The sequence below is a fragment of the Okeania sp. SIO2F5 genome, from assembly GCF_010692685.1.
Lineage (GTDB): Bacteria > Cyanobacteriota > Cyanobacteriia > Cyanobacteriales > Microcoleaceae > Okeania > Okeania hirsuta.
Genome location: NZ_JAAHGU010000010.1, coordinates 132,090 through 153,731, shown reverse-complemented (window position 1 = coordinate 153,731; position 21,642 = coordinate 132,090). Strand labels below are relative to the sequence as shown.

General features: G+C 38.2%; 18 protein-coding genes and 1 pseudogene. 16 read left to right on the top strand and 3 right to left on the bottom strand.

The annotated features are described in order from the left end of the window. Positions 1 to 402 precede the first annotated feature (402 nt). The 3 genes from F6K27_RS07110 (at position 403) to F6K27_RS07100 (ending at position 4,327) form a co-directional block, all read left to right on the top strand. A complete protein-coding gene (locus tag F6K27_RS07110) occupies positions 403 to 2,136 on the top strand; it encodes an iron uptake porin (protein ID WP_287274231.1) in 1,734 nt (577 codons plus the stop codon). A 996-nt stretch (positions 2,137 to 3,132) separates the two neighbouring features. Then, on the top strand, positions 3,133 to 4,017 hold the full coding sequence (lgt, locus tag F6K27_RS07105; protein WP_287274232.1) for a prolipoprotein diacylglyceryl transferase: 885 nt from the start codon (positions 3,133 to 3,135) through the stop codon (positions 4,015 to 4,017). A 10-nt stretch (positions 4,018 to 4,027) separates the two neighbouring features. Then, positions 4,028 to 4,327 carry a hypothetical protein gene (locus F6K27_RS07100; protein ID WP_287274233.1) on the top strand — a complete coding sequence of 100 codons (300 nt, stop codon included), beginning with the start codon at positions 4,028 to 4,030 and terminating at the stop codon, positions 4,325 to 4,327. A gap of 22 nt (positions 4,328 to 4,349) precedes the next feature. On the opposite strand, the pseudogene F6K27_RS07095 reads toward F6K27_RS07100, so the two are convergent. Continuing rightward, positions 4,350 to 5,103: pseudogene (locus F6K27_RS07095) on the bottom strand (IS5 family transposase); the annotation flags it as partial. 860 nt (positions 5,104 to 5,963) lie between these two features. On the opposite strand from F6K27_RS07095, the gene cobM reads away from it, so the two are divergent. The 9 genes from cobM (at position 5,964) to psbM (ending at position 15,027) form a co-directional block, all read left to right on the top strand. Beyond that, positions 5,964 to 6,761 carry a precorrin-4 C(11)-methyltransferase gene (gene cobM, locus F6K27_RS07090; RefSeq protein ID WP_287274234.1) on the top strand — a complete coding sequence of 266 codons (798 nt, stop codon included), beginning with the start codon at positions 5,964 to 5,966 and terminating at the stop codon, positions 6,759 to 6,761. Between the two features lie 447 nt (positions 6,762 to 7,208). After that, positions 7,209 to 7,466, top strand: coding sequence for a hypothetical protein (locus F6K27_RS33570; protein ID WP_287239212.1), 258 nt, complete (start codon positions 7,209 to 7,211; stop codon positions 7,464 to 7,466). Continuing rightward, positions 7,411 to 7,830, top strand: coding sequence for a hypothetical protein (locus F6K27_RS07085; RefSeq protein ID WP_353735948.1), 420 nt, complete (start codon positions 7,411 to 7,413; stop codon positions 7,828 to 7,830). Before F6K27_RS33570 ends, F6K27_RS07085 begins: the two co-directional genes overlap by 56 nt. 122 nt (positions 7,831 to 7,952) lie before the next feature. Next, entirely contained in the window at positions 7,953 to 9,074 is a 1,122-nt protein-coding gene (locus F6K27_RS07080; RefSeq protein ID WP_287274235.1) for an NAD(P)/FAD-dependent oxidoreductase, read from the top strand. A gap of 343 nt (positions 9,075 to 9,417) precedes the next feature. After that, entirely contained in the window at positions 9,418 to 10,761 is a 1,344-nt protein-coding gene (locus tag F6K27_RS07075) for a TIGR03279 family radical SAM protein (protein WP_124142992.1), read from the top strand. 86 nt (positions 10,762 to 10,847) lie between these two features. Continuing rightward, a complete protein-coding gene (locus tag F6K27_RS07070; protein WP_287284089.1) occupies positions 10,848 to 13,976 on the top strand; it encodes a TolC family protein in 3,129 nt (1,042 codons plus the stop codon). Further along, the gene (locus F6K27_RS07065; RefSeq protein WP_287274239.1) at positions 13,973 to 14,200 is read left to right on the top strand and encodes a hypothetical protein; all 228 of its coding nucleotides are present in this window, start codon (positions 13,973 to 13,975) and stop codon (positions 14,198 to 14,200) included. Before F6K27_RS07070 ends, F6K27_RS07065 begins: the two co-directional genes overlap by 4 nt. A gap of 362 nt (positions 14,201 to 14,562) precedes the next feature. Further along, positions 14,563 to 14,868: a 2Fe-2S iron-sulfur cluster-binding protein gene (locus F6K27_RS07060; protein WP_124147321.1), complete on the top strand. Its 306-nt coding sequence runs from the start codon at positions 14,563 to 14,565 to the stop codon at positions 14,866 to 14,868. A gap of 54 nt (positions 14,869 to 14,922) precedes the next feature. Then, positions 14,923 to 15,027: a photosystem II reaction center protein PsbM gene (gene psbM / locus F6K27_RS07055; protein ID WP_124147322.1), complete on the top strand. Its 105-nt coding sequence runs from the start codon at positions 14,923 to 14,925 to the stop codon at positions 15,025 to 15,027. A gap of 317 nt (positions 15,028 to 15,344) precedes the next feature. Here the strand turns inward: psbM and F6K27_RS07050 are convergent, their stop codons facing one another. Continuing rightward, on the bottom strand, positions 15,345 to 16,199 hold the full coding sequence (locus F6K27_RS07050) for a universal stress protein (protein WP_124147323.1): 855 nt from the start codon (positions 16,197 to 16,199) through the stop codon (positions 15,345 to 15,347). 104 nt (positions 16,200 to 16,303) lie between these two features. Here F6K27_RS07050 and F6K27_RS07045 point away from each other — a divergent pair, with 104 nt between their 5' ends. The 4 genes from F6K27_RS07045 to F6K27_RS33565 all read left to right on the top strand — a co-directional run bounded on the left by F6K27_RS07045 (position 16,304) and on the right by F6K27_RS33565 (position 18,635). After that, complete coding sequence (locus F6K27_RS07045; RefSeq protein WP_124147324.1) at positions 16,304 to 16,786, top strand: thioesterase family protein; 483 nt, start codon at positions 16,304 to 16,306, stop codon at positions 16,784 to 16,786. 669 nt (positions 16,787 to 17,455) lie between these two features. Then, the gene (locus F6K27_RS07040; RefSeq protein ID WP_287274240.1) at positions 17,456 to 17,839 is read left to right on the top strand and encodes a hypothetical protein; all 384 of its coding nucleotides are present in this window, start codon (positions 17,456 to 17,458) and stop codon (positions 17,837 to 17,839) included. Between the two features lie 412 nt (positions 17,840 to 18,251). Beyond that, entirely contained in the window at positions 18,252 to 18,476 is a 225-nt protein-coding gene (locus F6K27_RS07035; RefSeq protein ID WP_287274242.1) for a hypothetical protein, read from the top strand. 72 nt (positions 18,477 to 18,548) lie between these two features. Next, positions 18,549 to 18,635, top strand: coding sequence for a glycosyltransferase (locus tag F6K27_RS33565; protein WP_353735950.1), 87 nt, complete (start codon positions 18,549 to 18,551; stop codon positions 18,633 to 18,635). A 1,103-nt stretch (positions 18,636 to 19,738) separates the two neighbouring features. Here F6K27_RS33565 and F6K27_RS07030 read toward each other — a convergent pair. Continuing rightward, on the bottom strand, positions 19,739 to 21,640 hold the full coding sequence (locus F6K27_RS07030; RefSeq protein ID WP_287274244.1) for an efflux RND transporter periplasmic adaptor subunit: 1,902 nt from the start codon (positions 21,638 to 21,640) through the stop codon (positions 19,739 to 19,741). Positions 21,641 to 21,642 lie beyond the last annotated feature (2 nt).

Here is a 21,642-nt window from a genome sequence, read left to right as displayed (position 1 = left end):
TTAAAATGTCGCTATATGACGTTTTATATCATTTTTATGGAGCAGTTAGGTGGAAATAAAAAGTTTCAATGTCCTCAGTGTGGTTATAGCCCACATAGAGACTGAAACAGCGCTCGTAACATGATATTGCGAGGTTTGCAGCTCATTTGCCATGATTATATTCATTGACCGCGATTTGAACCCAAGTATAAAGAGGGAGAAATGCGGTAGGCTTAACCGTTTCGGCTGTCGCCGACATGAAAATGCCTGTGGACGGAGTGCTGCCGACAGTTCCGGTAGAAGCAGGAAGTAAACATCAGATTGTCACTTAATGTGACGCTTTGTATCAGTTTTATCAAGCAGATGTCAGTATAAAGTTAGGTATTCCTGGCTCAGTCCAAATTGGTGTGAGGATTAGTAAATATGACAAGACTTATCTGGAAAACTCTAAAACACAGTCCTAGTGTTTTTAGCGTAGCATTATTAATGGCAGGCTCGGCGATCGCTGCTGAAGCTCCTCCACAGACTTTAGGAAGTGGCGAAAACTCTGTAAATCAGAACTTAGCCCAAAGTACGATAGAAAACGCATCTTTCTTTGAAATAGCTCAAATAGATATTCGCTCAATGCCCATGGATGACCCTTCATTGGCACCAGTGGCAGTATCAGACTTGGAAAATGGAGATTCACTAGATCAGGTAACATCTGTAACTCAGTTATCAGATGTACAACCTACAGACTGGGCATTCCAAGCACTACAATCCTTGGTAGAGCGTTATGGTTGTATCGCAGGTTATCCTGATGGGACTTATAAGGGAAATCGAGCGATGACCCGTTTTGAGTTTGCAGCAGGTTTGAATTCTTGTTTAGACCGAATTACAGAATTAATCGCAGCGGCAACTTCTGACCTAGTAACCAGAGAAGATTTAGCGGTTTTACAAAGACTGCAAGAGGAATTTGCAGCAGAATTAGCTGCTTTGCGAGGACGAGTAGATGCTCTAGAAGCTAGAACAGCAGAGCTAGAAAATAATCAGTTCTCTACTACTACTAAACTTAACGGAGAGGTTTTGTTTTGGTTGAGCGATACCTGGGGAGAAAGAGCTGGAGGCCGTGGTGTATCACAGTCAGACAATGACAAAACTCAGACAACTTTTGGTTATCGGGTTCGTTTGAACTTTGATACCAGTTTTACAGGAGAGGACCGCTTAAGAACTCGTCTACAAGCTAATAACATTCCTAACTATAGCGGTGGAGATTTGACCAATAGTTTAATGACTCGTTTATCTACAGATAGCAGTCCAGATGATACTGTTTCCATTGGCAAGTTGGCCTATCGTTTTCCTGTACTCAACGGTAGAGGTGAAGTAGAACTAGCTGCTACAGGCTATGGTATTGATGACTTTATCGGAGTCATCACACCTCTAGAAAGTAGTGGTGCTGGTAGTATTTCCAGATTTGGACGATTCAACCCTATTTATTATCGTGCTCCTTCTGATGCTGGTGTTAAGTTTGCCTACGCTTTCAATGATGCAATTCAGGTAACTGTGGGTTATGCTGCACCAGATAAGGAAGATCCTCGAGAAGGTAGAGGTGCTTTTAATGGTTCATTTAGTGGATTTGGCCAGTTTACAATTGAACCAAATGACAAACTTGCTTTTCAAGTCGGTTATTTGCGCGGCTATCATACGAAAAATGATGTTAACTTGACCGGAAGTACAGGTAGTTTTCTAGCCAGAGATCCTTTTGGTGGTAGAGCAACTACCACAGATACTATTAACTTTGAGGCTCAATGGAGAGTTACTGATGGCTTTCAGATAGGTGGTTGGGGCGGTACTTTATTTGCCCGTCCTGAAGATGATGATGATACTGATGATATCACTATTATCACTGGTGCTTTGACTTTAGCTTTCCCAGACCTACTGAAAGAAGGAAGTCTAGGAGGTATTATTGTTGGTGTACCACCAATTGTTACCGATGGTGGTGATAATGATGATTTGAAGGATGATGATACTTCTATACATATTGAAGCTTTTTATCGCTTCCAAATGAACGACAATATCGCTATTACTCCCGGTGTATTTGTGATTACAAATCCTAACCACATTGAGGATAATGACACTCTTTGGGTCGGTACATTAAGAACTCAATTCAGATTCTAAAACTTTGAATTAACAACAAGAAATATATTAGTTAATCAGATTCCATTATTTCGACAACTTTGGCAATTTAGTAAATGATAGAACAACCCATTAGCTAGTAAGTTTCTGGAATAGTTTTATACCCCTTAGCTAGCCTTTAGAAGTGCTGATTAAAAGCTAAGGGGTTTAATTTTTGGCTTGCTGAATAAATGTATGATTTTAAAGGAGTCATACCATTTCTCAAAAGTCTTGCTACATCTCCTTGAGAGTAGGGAGTAGGGAGTAGGGAGTAGAGTGAAAAGACATAAGATATTTTGGTTTAATGCCGATAATCTTTATAAATATTACTGAAGCATTATTATTACTTAATAACTTAAGTTCATCGGAAGTATAGCATTATTTTTGGGAATTGGTATCAGTAGGGGCGTTAACGATAGTTATGCGAAGCAAACGCGTTTCTTGCCTATACTTCGCATAACTATCGTACAGGAGTATGAAAGGAGTTTTTCGGTGACTAAATAGAAAGAAATAGGTATAATTTGCACTATTGTTTTGACTGTATAACCGGATTTCATATCAGCAGTCAGCATTGAAAGGTTTTCAAGCAGACAGAGATTTTAATGCTGCTGTCAACCTGAAAAACTATGTGTATCAGTAGCTTGAGTTTCAAGGGATTTTAAGCCTGTGGAGAGAATAAGTTACAGACTGCGGTCAGTGGTTCTCACAGAAGCAGGAAGCTAGCTCCAAAGCTCAAAATCTCATTTGGGTAAGTTTGGGTAAGTTTAGTAGAACGGAAAAACTATTTATATCATGTCCGGATAAATTAGTGATGAAAAAATTTTCTCCTCTTGCTCTTTCTTCTTCCCTCCTGACTCCTATCTCGTTATTTATAACTATTCAACCAGACATAATATTACTTAACTATATGTTGTGCGATCGCTATATTTATCAAAATTTCTAACTTTTGACTTTTAGCTATTAAGGTATTCTTATTAAGTAATTTTTCTATGTAAATCTATGACAGTAGAGATTCCACTATTGCCTTTAGGCTTTCAATTTACTTCTCCTGGTCCAATTATTTTTGAATTGGGGCCTTTGGCAATCCGTTGGTATGGACTTTTAATTGCCACAGCAGTATTAATTGGAGTTACTCTCTCCCAATATTTGGCTAAACGACGTCATGTTAACCCTGAGTTATTAGGTGATCTAGTGGTTTGGTTGGTATTAGCTGCAATTCCTGGAGCAAGGTTGTACTATGTTCTGTTTGAGTGGGAACAGTACCAACAAAATCCTATAGATATGATTGCAATTTGGAAAGGAGGTATTGCAATTCATGGAGCAATTATTGGTGGAGCGATCGCTGCTTTAATTTTTGCCAGAATTAATAAAATCTCTTTCTGGCAATTGGCAGATTTAGTGGCCCCTTCTTTGATTTTGGGACAAGCCATCGGTCGGTGGGGTAATTTTTTCAATTCTGAGGCTTTTGGTAGTCCCACTGATTTACCTTGGAAGTTATATATCCCTCCAGAACGTCGTCCATCGGAATTAGTAAATTTTGATTATTTTCATCCCACTTTCTTATATGAGTCTCTATGGAATTTGATGGTATTTGGACTATTACTATTCCTATTTTTTAGAGATTTGCGGGGTAGATATCGACTTAAAGTAGGGACTTTATTTCTTGTTTATATGGCAGCTTATAGTAGTGGACGAATTTGGATTGAGGGATTACGGACTGATAGTTTGATGTTAGGGCCACTGCGAATTGCCCAATTTGTGAGTTTAGCTGGAATTTTGTTGGGGTTAGCAGGTTTGGCTTGGCTATATTTGTTGAAGCGACCTTTACCTGATATATGGCCTTCAGAGAATAAGTATAGGGAGGAAGAGACACAGAAAGAGTGAAATGCTAGTAATGAGTAAGGCAGAAGGCAGAAGGCAGAAGGGGAAGGCAGAAGGCAGAAGGGGAAGGAAGAAGGAAGAAGTAAGAAGGAAAAATTGCATGGCAATAGTCTTTGACACCCTACTTCCTTTCTTATTGCCCCAAACAATTTTCACCACCCCTGTTGACGGTGCAGGGCTAATTCTTTGTCATCAGAGAATATTTACAACTCTATATTTTTGGTTAACTAATTCTAGGGCGTGTCATCAATTAAGGAGGTTGACAAAATGGGTATTGTATGTTCCAGGTAGATGGCGATCGCTATGCCAATAAAATGACTGAGGCTACCTGTAGGAATTCCTCCCAGAAAGTTTACGGAACGCTTGTCATACCTTGTGGCGATATAGCTGCCGCTAGGCTCCGCCAACGCTCGATACTGTTTGAGTTTGGCAAAGAAATTTTCGATTCATAGACGTGCTTTGTACAATATCTCATCGTAGTTACGGAGTTCTTTTCTGTTTTTTTTCGGGGGAATAACTACCTCTATTCCTCTATTGGTTAAAGGCGATTGGCACCCGCTCCTGAGCATCGTAAGCTTTATCCCCTAATACTGCTTGTGCTTCTACCATCGGTAATAAAACATCTGCTCCGTCCAAGTCAGATGCTTGACCTGGAGTTAAAAAAAATGGGTGGGATTACCCAGGGCATCTACTACTCCATGTATTTTGGTGGTTAATCCTCCCTTACTACGGCCAATATCTTCCTGTTCAGGGCTGCTATTTTTCGCTCCTGCACTACGAGTATGAGCACGAATAATAGTTGCGTCGATCATGGCATATTCATGATCTGCATCCTCAGCTAAAGTTTGAAATACTATGCACCCATATCCCTGAAATGCACCAACGACTAAAACGAGTATGGACAACACGAAAATCTCCAAATCGTTCTGGTAAGTCTCTCCAGGGAATTCCAGCTCAAGAGCGATATAAAACTGCTTCCACAAATAGGCGATTGTCTCTTGCTGTCCTTCCTACAGTTCCTTCACGTCCTGGTAGTAGGTTTTTGATTCTTTCCCATTGATAATCTCGTAAACCATAGCGTTTAGTCATGTTAGAGAAGCTCTGATTTTTTTTGATTCTGGACGCTTAACCATAAGCATACTATACTCTCAATGTCAAATTTTTATTGATGACACGCCCTAGCAAGATTTAGGAAATTTCAAAGAATGAGGACTTACGCACGGACACTAAATCAAGTGAGGACGCTATTCGGAGCTTTGCGGAGCGCAAATGCCATTCACCCCTACATATGGCGTGTCAAAGGTTAATTTGCATCCCACATTCCGCACCACAAAATGTAGTATCGAAGAATGAGTCAGGAGTCAGTCATCAGGAGACAGGAGACATAATTTTAGCAGAAAATCATAGCTGCTGTGATTGAGTAATCATCAGAGCAAGTATTTATCCGTAAATTTTTTACTCGGAAGCATGATCAACGAAAAAAGTAATTGAGATGATTTGCATAGTATAAATACCTACCAAGCTACGGATTCATATACTACTTGTAATACTACAAATTGACGTGCGGAATGTGGGTTGCATAAGTCCTGAGGATACAATTTTTCTAAGCGTGACAATAAATTGACCCTGGGTTGACGGTGAGGTATTATACCAGTTTGATAAATGTTTGCGACGAATCTCTTTTACCTGTTCCCTGTTCCCTGTTCCCTGTTCCCTGTTCCCTGTTCCCTGTTCCCTGTTCCCTGTTCCCTGTTCCCTATAACTAGAGTTTGTAATATTATTTTTTCACGCTTGGTATTAAACTCGCAAAAGAAAAGATAAAAAAAGCTCTAGACAGTAAGTCCAGAGCTATACCAGGGTCCATCTACCATTCCTTTTCTCTGAATATAGGTACTAACATCAGGAAAAATCACAGAATATTGAAGAAAATTTTTTGACTAATATAATAAATGAATAATACAGAAAGTCTTGAACCAGCAGTCTACATTGTAGGGGCAGGTCCAGGAGACCCCGAGCTATTAACGGTGAAAGCTTATAATCTCTTGGCGAAAGCAGATGTAATTCTATATGCAGATTCTTTAGTACCTAAGCAAATGTTACGAGTTGTACGTCCTGATGCTGAGGTTATTGGAACGGCAAATAAAACTCTAGAAGATATTCTGCCTTTAATGATAGACCGAGTGAAAAAAGGTTGTTCTGTAGTGCGTCTCCATTCTGGAGATCCAAGTTTGTATGGGGCGGTTTATGAGCAAATACAGCTTTTGGCAGAGGCAGAAATTGATTTTGAAATTGTGCCGGGAATTAGCGCATTTCAGGATGCAGCAGCTAAGTTAAAAGTGGAGTTGACTGTACCTGGGTTGGTGCAGACAATCATATTAACTAGGATTAGTGGAAAAGCTACAGGAGTTCCTTCTAGTGAAGAGTTGGGTAGTTTGGCTGCTCACGGAGCGAGTTTATGTTTGTATTTGAGCGCTCGTCATGTTTGGGAAGCACAACAAAAGTTGATAGAACATTACTCGCCTCAAATACCTATTGGAATATGCTATCATTTGGGATGGCCTGATGAACAGATTTGGGTTGTACCTTTAGAGAAAATGGCAGTTGTTACTGAGGAGAAACAATTAGTCAGAACAACGCTCTATGTGATTAGTCCGGCGTTGGAGAAAGTGGAAAAAGTAGGGCGTTCTGGTCTTTATAGTCCTCAACATACTCATCTATTTCGAGGAAGTAGGGGAGTGGGGGAGTAGGGGAGTAGGGGAGTAGGGGAGTGGGGAGAAATTAAAAAATATATATCTTCACAGGTTAGCGAGCAAGACAACCCAAAAATAATTATAACGGGAGCAAGATGCTCCCACTGGTTATACCATTACAATGCACCACTACCAATTAGACTTGTCGCTTTATAACTATAAAAAACTGGTAAACCCTTATCATGTAAGGATTTTAGCAATTTCCATTCAAAAATTATGGAATTATTACTGTGTCTTAATTTGAGGGATTTTTTCCATCTATTTAGCGACAACTCTATTAATTTTTATAGCAATGTGCACTTGCATATTTGCAAATTACAGGAATTGTCCAATAGCTAAAATCTTATATTATAGGCAATTTATTCCCCCAAATGAGCTGTTGCCAGATGAGCTGTTGCCTGCGCGCAGCGCTATATATCTTACTTCTTAGGTATTTAAGAAAAAATGTCTTACAGCGATTTTACATTAGAAAAAATTAAACAAACTTTTGAAATTAATATAAGAGAAGAACAAAACTATTTTGCAAATATATCGCCATTACAACCAAGTAAATTATTAACAGAAATACTGAACTATAATGTAGCGATCGCCCTGGCAAGTAATAGTGAAAAAGCTCGTTTCCTGACGGAATGCTCCGCAAACGGAAATGATAATTGCGCCAATATTAATAGATATCAAAAGACAAAATCAAGAACAAATTAATATATTTTCAGGCATAGATTTTACAGTCGAACCAGAAACAGGATTAAACGGAAGTTGTGACTTTTTAATCACGAAATCTGCGGAAATGTTAATCATAACAGCTCCAATAATCGTGATTGTTGAAGCGAAAAAGGAAAACCTGAATTTAGGATTAGGGCAATGTATAGCAGAAATGATAGCTGCTAAAATATTTAACCAAAAAGAAGGCAACAATATAAGCACAATTTATGGGGCAATTACATCAGGAACTAACTGGCGATTCTTGCAACTTCAAGAACAAAATATTATTATAGATTTAACTGAATATTACCTAAATCAAGTTAATCTAATCATGGGAATATTAACAGCTAGTCTGACTACTTAAAAAAATACAATTAAATGTAAAGTATATTTCAGATAAATTATACTAATGACTAAAAATAGTGCTGTACTTAGGTAATACTTCAATTATTAAATAACTAACACAGGCCGAATAACCTTATATTTATGATTACAAAAAATACTCGTATTGGCATTGTGGGCGCAGGAACAACAGGAACCTATTTAACTTATTTATTAGCTAAAAAAGGTTATCAAGTTGACTTATTTGAAAAATATCCTGCTCCCCGTACTGATGGCTGCGGTATCCTGTTAATTTCTCCAGGAATGCAAGCTATTCATCAGGGAAACCCAGAACTATGTTACCAGTTAATAGAAAAGGGTGTGCCTGTAAAAACCTTTGAATTTCGTAACTTCAAAGACGATGTTGTCAACCAAGAACAGGTAGAATACGAAGACAAAGAAATTCCTGGAATTTTAATCCATCGTAAAGCTATCTTAGAGTCAATTCTCACCTATTTACCCGCAGGTTGCCTACATTGTAACGCTTGTTTTAGCCATTTAGAACAAACAGAAGATAAGGTAATTGCCTATTTTGAAGATGGGAGTCATTGGGAAGGAAATTTATTGATAGGGAGTGATGGAATTTACTCAAAACTCAGAAATTTTGTGGTATCTGATGCACAATTATCTTATTTAGGTGATATTGTCTGGCGTGGAATTGTCAAAGAAGACGAATTTTGTCAAGATGGGTTATTCTTGCTTTACGTCCGAAGTCGTGGAGTTTATGCAAATTTCTTTGATATTGGTCATGGTTATACCCATTGGGGCTTTTTTACCGAAAAAAATCGAGAAGAATCTGAATTTAACTTACCTAGACCTCATAATATAGGAATTCCTCCTCAAGAATTGGCAAAAGTTCCTCAAGCAGCTCGAAAAGTCATTGAATCTACCCCAAATGACCAGATTGTTTGTAATTTTTCCTATGATATCGATCCTATACCTCAACTTTATCATGGAAACGTCCTCTTGATTGGGGATGCTGCTCACGCAAAAAGTCCTAGTCGTGCTAGAGGAATGACATCAGGGTTTGAGGATGCTTTGGCTTTATCTCGATATTTAGAAGAAGGTGAGACAATTAATGAAGCTTTGGCTAAATTTCAAGCAGAGCGACTACCCATTGTTCATGAGTACCAGCGTACTAGCAGAGAGATTAGCCGTAAGACTGGGCGGAAAAGTATACAAAAAAATGGTGAAAAAAGCGGTCAGCACTCAGCAGTAAACGTTTAGAAGGGGATTTAAACCCAAGTAGGGGCGTTAACGATAGTTATGCGCCAGCAAATGGCCATTCGCCCCTAAAAGCTGTTAACGCAGTTCCTCTGCAAGAGGCTAGTTGTTTGCGGAGCATTCCGGTACAGAAATGGTAAAAGCTAATGCCTAAAACTCGTTCATCATCCGTAATATAGAATCCGGTTATACAGTATATGTTGATAATTTCTTAAATTACTTCAAGCCTTTAATCTCCCCCACTCCCCCACTCCCCTACTCCCAACTATACAATAACTATTCAACCGGATTCTATATAAGTCCTGTTCCTTATTTCTTTTTTCCCTCTTCCTTGTTCCTTGGTAACATGAGTAAAACTTCTATCAAACCTGCCTTAATAACTAAAATTATCCCCGACTCCATCGCTGCCGAAATAGGTTTTGAACCTGGAGATGCGATCGCCTCTATCAACGGACAACAACCACGAGATTTGATCGACTATCAATATATTTGTGCTGACGAATATCTAGAAATAGAGGTCATCGATGCTAAAGGCAAAACTCACCACATTGAAATCGAAAAAGACTACGATGAAGACTTGGGTTTAGAATTTTCTACCGCTCTGTTCGATGGTTTAATTCAATGTAATAACCGTTGTCCGTTTTGCTTCATTGACCAACAACCACCAGGTAAACGAGAAACTCTCTATTTAAAAGATGATGACTATCGTCTCAGTTTCCTCTACGGTTCATACCTGACTTTAACTAACCTTCCACAACGGGAGTGGGAGAGAATAGAACAAATGCGACTCTCACCACTTTATGTTTCTGTCCATGCTACTGAACCAGAATTGCGATCACGCCTGCTGAAAAATTCCAGAGCAGGTAAAATACTCGAACAAATTCAGTGGTTTCAACAACGGCGACTGCAAATACACGCTCAAGTTGTAGTTTGTCCGGGAATTAATGATGGTATTCATCTGGAACGCACATTATTAGATTTAGCAAAATTTCATACTGGGGAAATTCCGGCAGTAGCATCTGTGGCAGTTGTACCAGTGGGTTTAACTCGCTTTCGCCCTAGTTCAGATGAACTAATACCCGTCACTACTGAAAAAGCGGAGGAAGTCATAGACCAAGTCCAAGAAATTCAAGCTAAACTGAGACAGACATCTGGGACTAATTGCATCTGGTTAGCTGACGAATGGTTTTTGATTGGCCGTCGAGACCTGCCCCCTGCTTCAGAATATGAAGATTATCCTCAAATTGGCAATGGAGTTGGTTCAATTCGCCAGTTTATATCACAATTTGAAGCTGCTGTCAAAGAAATTTTAGCCAATAACATTTGCTTAAGCACCAAAAGAAAGCTAACCTGGGTAGTAGGAAATGCAGTAGAAAAAGCATTTGCAGCGATCGCCGAGCGACTCAATCAAATTGAAGGACTGGAAGTAAATATGGTGGCCTTATCAAGCAACTATTGGGGACAAAGTATTAGTGTCACTGGATTATTAACAGGCCAAGATTTGCTAGATGGTTTACAAGGACGAGACTTAGGGGAAGGAATTATTTTACCCTCAGTCATGCTCAAACCAGGAGATAATCTATTTTTGGATGATATGACCCTAGAAGAATTAGCAGAGCGGCTGAAGAAACCTATTTGGCCAGTGGCAGGAGTAGAAGAACTAATTTTGACTGCTATGGGCGATCGCTAATTGAATTTTCAACTTTTGACTTTGGCAAAGCAGTTGACTCGTTAGTTTAAAATATCAGTTGGACTTGGAGACGAATAAAAAAATCCATGAGTGTTTTTCGTAATGTATTGGTAGTAGGAGCGATCGGAGTAGTTATTTCAAATGCGGGACAGGGGTCTACTGCCCCACCACCTATGCACTCCCAAAGTAATACTCCTAAAGATTCTATTTTAGACCCACAAGAGGTCAAAGAAAAATCTATTGAGGTAACAGAAACTCAAGAAGTCAAGTCAGATACTGATTCTTTAGAGGATATTACTCAATCAAGACCTCAAGGCAGTTTATTAGAAAAGTTAAATTCAAATTCTGATGCTCCTTCATTAGGTACAAAAGCACCATCAACAAGACACTCAAAAGTCAATATTAATAAACAATTACCTAAGTCAAAACCTAATCAAGAGATTATTTCATCTTTAAAAAAATTTGAACATATATATGAAAATACAGGTAGTTTATTGACCGAATTAAAATCCCATAGAAAGGGAGAAAATGTTTCGTCCTCAGTATTACCATTTAAACAAAATATTAATCGTAGTTTTGCAGCTAACAAGAATCAAAAATTTAATGTAGAATCGAAAAATTTGGTTGAGTTAGAGAAATCAAATTCTAGTTTATTAGATTTATTACAGTCAAATTCAGATAATTATGAGGTAGAAACGGAAATTAATCCGGGTAACGAAACAGAATTTCAACAATCAATTACTCTCGCTGGTAAAGGGGCTAAAAAATTTGATGTAGAATCGAAAAATTTGGTTGAATTAGAGAAATCAAATTCTAGTTTATTAGATTTGCTACAGTCAAATTCAGATAATTATGAGGTAGAAACGGAAATTAATCCGGGTAACGAAACAGAATTTCAACAATCAATTACTCTCGCTGGTAAAGGGGCTAAAAAATTTGATGTAGAATCGAAAAATTTGGTTGAATTAGAGAAATCAAATTCTAGTTTATTAGATTTGCTACAGTCAAAGTATGGTAATTCTCATAGAGCAGCAGAAATTAATCCGGGTAACGAAACAGAATTTCAACAGTCAATTATTCTCGCTGGTAAAGGGGCTGAAAAATTTAATGTAGAATCAAAAAAATTGGTTGAATTAGAGAAATCAAATTCTAGTTTATTAGATTTGCTACAGTCAAAGTATGGTAATTCTCATAGAGCAGCAGAAATTAATCCGGGTAACGAAACAGAATTTCAACAGTCAATTATTCTCGCTGGTAAAGGGGCTGAAAAATTTAATGTAGAATCAAAAAAATTGGTTGAATTAGAGAAATCAAATTCTAGTTTATTAGATTTGCTACAGTCAAAACCAAAAGCAGAAAATCCTAAAATTGAAACAGCAAAATTTCAGACAAATTTACAACCGAATCAAGAAAACGAAACAAATAACCCCAAAACAACATCAGAAAGAAATTCAATTCTAGGAAATTCTTACCGAGTAATGACAAGCATCAATCGAGCACCGATAATGGAAACAGTCAATGACTTAGCACAGACTGAAACCCAAGCATTAGGCTTAACTCATCCCCTAAGATTGCCCGGTAGAAATAATCGAAATTCAGCCACAACAATTCATAATCCACCTACTTTTGGGAATACTTCAACACAGAAAAAATCAGCCCAGATAACCACAGGTCTCAATCAAACTCCAAACAACAATACTGTTCCTAATTTAGCCAGAGTAGAAAATCAAAAACCTTCATCAAGAGATACTGGCTTTATCATTGTTCAACAAACAACAGAAAGTTTTCCTCCACCAGTACCAGACGGAACCTTAAAAACAAATCCTCCCCCTCAAATTCAACCAAAATCTTCTAATCCATTAAACTTTCCAATTACCCCCGATGAAGTACAGATAGAAGAAACCATACCAATTACTTTAGAACAAGCCATTGATTTAGCCAGACGCAATAATCCAGAAATAGAAATTGCTCAATTAGAAGTTGAAAGAAGCAGAGCAAGTATGCGAGAAGCTCAAGCTGCTCTCTGGCCCAGCCTAACTTTTGAATCAGCCCTACAACGTATAGAAAGTGCTAGTGGTGATTTACAGGCAAAAGCTCAACAACGACTTGCAGAAAGTAGGGGTACAGAATTTATAGACACAGATATTCAAAATTTCCCAGTCACGACTTTTGATAATACATTTCGATTTGACTATGACCTTGGCCTTGGTAAAGCTCGTTCTGCTAGAATTGGAATTGCTAGAGAACAAATGCACCTCCGAGAACTAGAGTTAGAAAGAGTTTCAGAACAATTACGCTTTGATGTATCTGATGAATACTACGATCTACAAGAATCAGATGGACGAGTCAGAATTGGGGAAGCTGCTGTGGCTAACGCTAGAAAAAGTTTAGAGGATGCAGAAGCTTTAGAAAGAGCTGGAGTTGGAACTAGGTTTGATGTACTGCAAGCTCAAGTAACATTGTCAAACGAACAACAAAATCTGACAAATGCATTTCGAGACCAGCGTACTGCTCAACGTCGCTTAGTGGAAAGATTGAATATAAGTCAGTTAATCAATTTAACGGCTGCTGACCCAATTGAGCCAGCAGGGTCTTGGCCTCTATCTTTAGATGAAACAATTGTGTCTGCTTTTCAAAACCGAGCTGAGTTAGAACAGCAGTTGGTACAAAGAGACTTAAGCGATGAGCAACGAAAATTAGCTCTCTCAGCCATCAGGCCAAGCTTAAATTTCTTTGCCACTTACAATGTGTTGGCGTTAACTACTGATAACTTAAGCCCTTTTGCTGCAAGAGGTTGGGCCGATGGAACTACAGTAGGATTCAACTTTAGATGGAATTTCTTTGATGGTGGTGCAGCTAGGGCAGCTGCTAGACAGAGTATTCTAGATCAAGATATTGCAGAAAATCGGTTTGAGCAAGTTAGAAATCAGGTTCGTCGTGAAGTTGAACAAGCCTTTTTTGGTTTGGAAGCCAGTTTTGAGAATATTTCTACAGCAGAATTAGGCGTGGAACAGGCCAAAGAGGCTTTACGTTTGGCGCGATTAAGATTTCAAGCAGGTGTGGGAACTCAGTTGGAGGTTATTAATGCTGAGACAGACTTGACCAGAGCTGAGAATAATTTGCTAACTGCAATTATTGACTATAACCGTTCTTTGTCAGAGCTACAGCGAGCTGTTAGTAATCTTCCTGGTGGAGATTTGTCAGATACTCCTTGAAGAAGCAAGAAGCAAGAAGCAAGAAGCAAGAAGCAAGAGGAAAAAATATTGGGTTGTGGTGCATAGTAATGGTAGATAGAGTGTGGGGAGTGTGGGAAGAAATTAAAAAATATATATCTTTACCATTACGCGAGCAGGACAACCAAATATTGCTTTCTCTGAGTTTTATAGTGGCTTTTTCTTCTGTCTTCTTCCAACAGAACAAGTTATATCAAATCCGGTAGCATCGGTGTAATTAGATGGGGAGATGGGGAGATCGAGAAATATTTGGTAATGGTTGAAGATGGAACATTTTTGTATACCGAATTAAACGGATTTGATATTACATAAAATCCGCCTATACAATCAACGCACTTTCTACTTCCATTCAATGCAGACATAAAATGCCAGAATATCCCCAGATAATTCCCACTCTCACCCTTTATTCCTACTGACTTTTAACTTCTGACTCCTGACTCCTGACTCCTGACTCCTGACTCCTAGCTAAGTTATTTATGAGTATTCAACTGAATATGATATTAAACTTCTCAACATTAGTTAACATTTTTTTAGAATTACCAATCTCAATATAAGTTAATAATTCATAATGGCCAACATCAAATTTGAACAAGAAAACCAAGAAATAATTGCTGCTGATGGAGCAAATTTAAGAATCAAAGCTCTAGAAAACCGTATTGACCTCTACACCTTTACAGGCAAAATGATGAATTGCGGGGGCTATGGACAATGTGGAACCTGTGTCGTAGAGGTAGTTGAAGGTCTGGAAAATCTTTCACCCCGTACTCCAGTGGAAGAAAAAAAGTTGAAGAAGAAACCCCCTTCTTATAGATTAGCTTGTCAAACCATGGTTAACGGTCCTGTAACTATTAAAACAAAACCAAAGCGCAAATAGCAAATAATGGTATTCTTAACCTTGTGGTTTTTTTCAATTCAAGGTGGGTTAATCATGGCAGTTAATGATTTAGGCTTTGTGGCAACCATTTTGTTCATATTTGTGCCAGCCGTTTTCTTAATCATTTTGTATATTCAAACTGGTAACAACGAAAGCTAAAAATTTAGCAGTTTACACACTCAGAGTAGGAGCATAATTTAAAAAATTGTCCTCCTACTTTGCCGTTTTTTTCTAATTATTGCTCTGCTGATTAAATCTCAAAGCATTGACTGATATTGGCTTTAGTCTTTTTAGGGTCGAAAAAAGTGCCTAGTTTGAGATGTCTCAAGCTTCAAAAGTTAATATTTTGGGCATTAGAGGGCAGAAAAATGAGGGGACAGTTCTTCCGACTACCTCCTGATAATACCCTGTTCTTCCTGACTCCTGACTCCTGACTCCTGACTCCTACCTTGACAAAAAGACTTTTTCAGCAAACCCTAACTACTACTCTGGCGAGCTAACAATACAGGACAATTGGCATAAACTCGCACATAATCCGATAGAGAATTTCCTAATAGTTTATCAAGGTCCACAAGATTCTTAGCACTGGATGGACGGCGGTCTGGTGAGCCCAATATCAATAGGTCTACATTCAAATCCTGGGAAATTTTACAAATTTCTGGACCAGGTTTACCACTGGCAGCAACACAGCGATATTGAATACCCATTTTTTTTGCTTCTGCTGCAGCTTCAGCTACAACAGGGTCTTTTTCTGCATCGGCAGTATAATCTTGCATTGATTTTCCACTGGGATCTTTCTTAACATGACTCAAAATTAATTGTCCCCCAGGAATTTGATTCACTAAGGAAATAGCCAACTGTAGAGAACTTTTTCCTCCTTCTGATGAATTTAGAGCTACCATCACCCGCCTGATTTTTTTAACGTAGATATCGTCTTTCACAAGTAGCATTGGACGGGAAGTTAACTGGAAAACATATTGACTAACTGAATTTTCCAGAATAGCTTGCAGTTTGCCTAAGCCCCGGGAACCCATAATAATTAGTTCAGATTCTTCTTCATCAGCTACTTGACAAACAATATCCTTGGGGTCTCCTTGTTTGAGTCGGGGATTAACTTTTTTTGGATCTATTTTTAAAGATTGAACAGCCTCTGCCAGGATTTTTCCACCTTCTTCTAACTTAGCAGACATACCTTCTGCACTAGGTTGAGGGGGGACAACGTGCAAGACAGTCACAGATGCTACTTGGAAGTAAGGGATGTCCATCAACATATTGAGCATCTGCTCACATAGTCCCCGACCAGCAACAGCTAACAAAATTTTGTTTATCATTTTTTAATTGAGTGAATCAGCAAATAATAACGTTTAAAAATAGCATAAATCTCCTGTACCCATGATAACTTTGAGAAATGTAGCGTTTTAGCAAATTTTGTAAAGTGGCCTCATCAGAACAATCTCAATCTCAGTTACCCACAAGTGCGATTGAAAATCAATCTACTCAGAAATCAGATGCTTGGTTTGAATATATAGTCCGAGTTCATCCTCATCACACTGATTATGCTGGTGTTGTTTGGCATGGGACTTATATTTCCTGGATGGAGGAGGCACGAATAGAAAGTTTGCGTTCTATTGGTATTGAGTATGCTGAGTTGGTTAACCTTGGTTGCGATTTACCAGTGGTAGAACTTTCAGTACGTTATCACAAAGCGGTCAAGTTTGGGATGGTAGTTGCAGTCAGGACTCGCATGACAAATACTCAAGGAGTCAAACTAGACTGGGATTACCAAATTCAATCTTTGGATGGTAAAGAATTATATGTTACAGCCAGAGTAACATTAGTAACTGTTGACCGAGAAAAAGGCAAAATCATGCGCCGTTTACCTCCAAAAGTAGAAGCAGCTTTAACCAAGCTTTATTGATAGTTGAGATTTATTTTTTATGTTATTAAGGAGGTAATAGACTGATAAAGTCTGTAATTACCTCCCAGTTCAGCTAATTCGGGAGATATTATCCATAGTTATCAGGAAAAAATTATCCCTGTTTTGAAAGAAAATGAAAGTTGACCAAACTCGATTAAAAATAGCTACAGAAAAAGCAAGGGAAAAATGTTGGAATTTGCGGAAAAAATTAAAGAGAAAGCAGCATCTACTGAAGCTATAGGTTAGCAAACTAAAAACAATTAAATTTTTAGTTGCTCAAAAAAATTACTTATAACAATTAATTATGGTCTCAATCACACAAACACTTGAAAATTGGATGCTCCCTCACAGGTTATGGAAGATAGGCGCTCCACTTCCTACCCCACTCCTAGAAAGTGCGACAACAGTTATTAACGACAAACTTTATATTTTTGGTGGCTTTACATTTAGATATAAATAAGCAAGATTTAATTTGAAAAAAAATTTACTAACTACAAATATATTTATTCTTTGCTGAAACTGAAAGAATTGTTTGCCAATGTTGATAATTTTACAGGACATAAAAAAGTCTAATATCGCTCTTTTTTGCCAAAGCAACTAATGAAACCAATAGTAATTATCTATCGCGACCAATTAATTCCCTAATCAGAAACTTTTATCCCCGCACAAGTGGAGAATTTTTCATCCTATCAAGGATTCTACGTTGGCTCATCTGGCTTTTTCACTGCCAAATCAATGATTCCCCAGGATAGAGCGATTATTCTGGGTTACTTAGCCTCTCCTCCTGGTCTCTGGAAAACAGCCTACAAATTAACTGGTTTTATCCATCCTCGCTGGCTGAAATCTTTGCAAGATTTATCGCCTCAGTTAATTCACGCTCATTTTGGTCTGGATGGGGTTTTAGCACTGCCACTAGCAAAAAAGTTAAACATACCCCTCATCGTAACTTTTTATGGTTATTATGCTACCACAGAAATAACCCTAAATCAATCTCAAAGTTTTTATGCACAGATCTGGGATTTTGTCAATAATCGCGGTCAATTTTTTCGATAATTATATTTTAGGAATCGCGATCGCCTATTTCAAGAAGCGGACTATTTTATTGCTGTTTCTGAATTTATCCGCTCTCAACTAATTGAAAAAGGATGTCTGTCAGAGAAAATTAAAGTTAATTATATCGGTATAGATGTAGATAAATTTACACCGAATCCAGAAGTAAAACTAGAACCGATTGTTTTATTTGTCGGACGGTTAATAGAAAAAAAGGCGTTGCTTAAATGTAATGATAATTAGACATCTACTCCACCCATAGGGAGTAGGCAGCTTTGCTGTAGGCAGTAGGGAACCCACCCGCGGGCCCCGACCGTGGAGGGGAAAGAATTGATAATTTCTTTGGGATATCGATATTGATTTTTGATTCTTGGAGATGTCTATTAGCTGAAGGTAAAATTGAAAAACTGATGTTTTGCGCCCAAAGTTAATCTCAAAATCATTACCACTCAGCAACGCCAGGGAAGAAGGATGTGAATATTTAATTCGGGCGATCGCTCAAGTACAAAAAACTATTCCTAATATAAAATTAGTAGTTATTGGCGATGGAATTTTACGTTCATCTTTAGAAAGTTTAGCTGGAAGTTTGTTATCTAATTACTGTTTTCTTGGAGTTAAACCACCTGAAGTTGTCAAATAATTGATGAATAAAGCTTTTTTATTGGGAGCGCCAAGCGTTACTACTCCTACAGGAGAATCCGAGTGATTACCGATAGTTATTCTAGAAGCACAAGCAATGGGATTACCTGTTGTTAGTTCGATTCATGCAGGTATTCCAGAAGCAATAATTGATGGATAAACGGGTTTTTTAGCACAAGAAAAAGATTGGGAGAGTCTAGCTAAATATATTTTGAATTTGTTTGAAAATGTGGAACTAAGAGAACAATTTTCTACCCTGGTTCGTAGACGGATAGAAACATAATTTAACCTCAAATTAAATGCTGCAAAATCAGAAAAAATATATCATAATGTAATTAAAATTAATTAGATATCTACGAAAAATAATAGACTTTTTGCAGAAGTATAGCAATGTGCGCTGGCATATTTACAAATTACAAGAACTGTCCAATAGCTAAAAGTCTTGTATTATCGGTCTTTTATTCCCCCAGATGAGCTGTTGCCAGATGAGCTGTTGCCTGCGCACAGCGCTATATACAACAGGCAATAGGAAAGAAAATTGATTAAAAAATGTACAAAAAATGGTCTACATCTGCAATTTTATCAGATGTATATTGAAGTATAAAATTTATAATTTTTCTGTAGATTATACCAATTCAAAAAAAGAATGTTACTAATAGTAAGAGGAATAAAAATGCAAATGCAGGATATGCACTTTGACAAAGCGGTGCGACCCCGCGACGACGCCAGCTCGCTTGCGGAACGCGCACCAAGAGAAAAGAATGATTTACGACCTAAAAAATGGTATTTAAACTATTCATTCTGACTCGGTCCTCCTGACTTCCCCTCCTGGGAGGGGTTAGGGGTGGGTTGACTCCTAAGAAATATCCTAGCTATTTGTAGCAAACATTTATCAATTTGGTATTAAAGCTGGAATTGAAGATGATAGCCAGGGGATTTTAACATCATTTTCCCTCTTCGAAGGAGCTACGCTTGCAGTAGAAAACTTATAATTATAATAAGGCTCGTAGTTTTGCTCTATCCCTAATATCAAGTCTCATTAATTAGACATAATAAAAATGATATTTTCTCAATTATTTTGAGAATCTATCAAATTGCCCCCTACTCTCTACTACCTAATAAATGTTATTTGTGGGTATTTAAAGAGACATGATATAAGACAAGTATTTAAAGGGATAGAGCAAAACTACAAAAAAAATTTTATGATAACTAATTATCCGCTGACATAGCTCCCCGAGAGAGGGCAAATGATATAAGTTCCAACTATCTCTTATTCTTTCCTTTATCTGAATTTAAAAGCTTCACAGCAGAGCCATCCTTCAACTTTTGCACCCCTGAAACAATCAACTTGTCACCAGATTGTAAACCAGACACCACCTCAGTCACATCACCCTTAACCAAACCTAACTCTATTATCTGGCGTTTTGCTTTCTGCTCCTCACCCGCTCCTTCCAACAAATACACAAACCTTTCTTCTCCTTGAAAACCTACCGCTGTCATTGGTACTACCACAGTTTGACGTCTATCCCAAATCACATTTACCCGCACAAACTGACCATCTCTTAACTTTCCAGCACTATTATCCACATCTGCTTTAACTAAAATAGTTTGAGAGTCACTACTAACAGTAGGAGAAATAAAACTAACTTTCCCCATTCCCACAGGTTTCTCTTCTGAATTCTTAATCTCCACAGGTAAACCCAATTTTAAATCCCCTCGTCGCTCTAAAGGAATTGGTAAATTTATTTCTAATACTTGATTTGCCGTCACAGTAGTAATAGTGTCATCATCAGTAACAAAATCTCCCATTTTCACAATCATATTTCCCACAATTCCAGCAAAGGGTGCTACAACTACCGTATCCCGTAACTCCGCTTCTAAACTCTCTACCTCTGCTTGTGCTGCTGCCACATCTGCATTCGCCTGAGCAATTTCTTCAGGACGAGTACCGTTTTGTAACTCCTCTAAATTACTACTAGCTTCTGCCACCTCCGCTTCTGCTCTAGCAATTTCTTCAGGACGAGTGCCATTTTGTAACTCCTCTAAATTACTACTAGCTTCTGCCACCTCCGCTTCTGCTCTAGCAATTTCTTCGGGGCGAGTACCATTTTCTAACCTTCTCAATACTTGGCGTTGTTGTTCTACTGCTGCTTCTAATGTCTCAATTGTAGACTCTCTATTTTTTTGTAATTGAGTCACTCGTCTTTTTGCTTCCTCTACTCTTGCTTTAGCTGCCTTCTCTTGTTTAAAAATTTCCTGAAAAGTTAATTCAGCGATCGCTCCTTCTGCTCTCAAATTTTGATTTCGCTTTACTTGTTCGCTAGCTAACTCTAATTCTGCTTGTTGTAATTCTATTTGCGCCTTAGCTTGAGCAATTTCTTCTAACAGACTACCTGACTTGGCATTGGCCAGTCGTGCTTCTGCCTCTTGTAGTTGTGCTTTTGCCTGAGCAATTTCTTCATTACGAGTACCTGCTCGTAGTTCTGCTAAACTTGCTTGAGATTGATTAAGGCGCGCTCTAGCTGCGGCAATTTGTTCTGGTCTTGCTCCAGTTTTGAGTTCTGCTAAACGTGCTTGAGATTGGTTAAGACGCGCTCTAGATGCGGCAATTTGTTCTGGCCTTGCTCCGGTTTTGAGTTCTGCTAAACGTGCTTGAGTTCGCCGGAGGTTTGCTTTAGTTCTCCTTAAGTTGGCTTCCACATTATCACTTTTGAGTTTAGCGATCGCCTGCCCTTTGGATATAAAGGTTCCTTCCTGGGCTAAAATTTCTACTACTCTACCATCTATTTCTGGTCTAACTTCGACTGAGCGTTTTGCTTCGAGTTTCCCGACAAATTCTGAGATTTCTTGGAGGGAGGTAGTTTCTATTGGTATGGCTTTAACTAGGGTACTTCGTCGTCTACCTGGAGCTACTGTTGATGGTTTGTTAGCTGTTTCGCTACTTTGAGACTGCCACCATTGTCCTCCTAAAAATCCTACTCCGAGGGTGGCAATAATTACTGTTGCCCAAAGTACACCAGAAAAATTCTTTTTCTCAGGTTGAAACCATTCCAGAGTAGTTTTTGTCTGGTCTTCATATATTTCTATTTTGGTATTCTCCTGGATATTTTCTGGTGGTTTAGTTTTGTCTTTAATTGCTGAGTTTGATGAATTGAAATTTGACATTT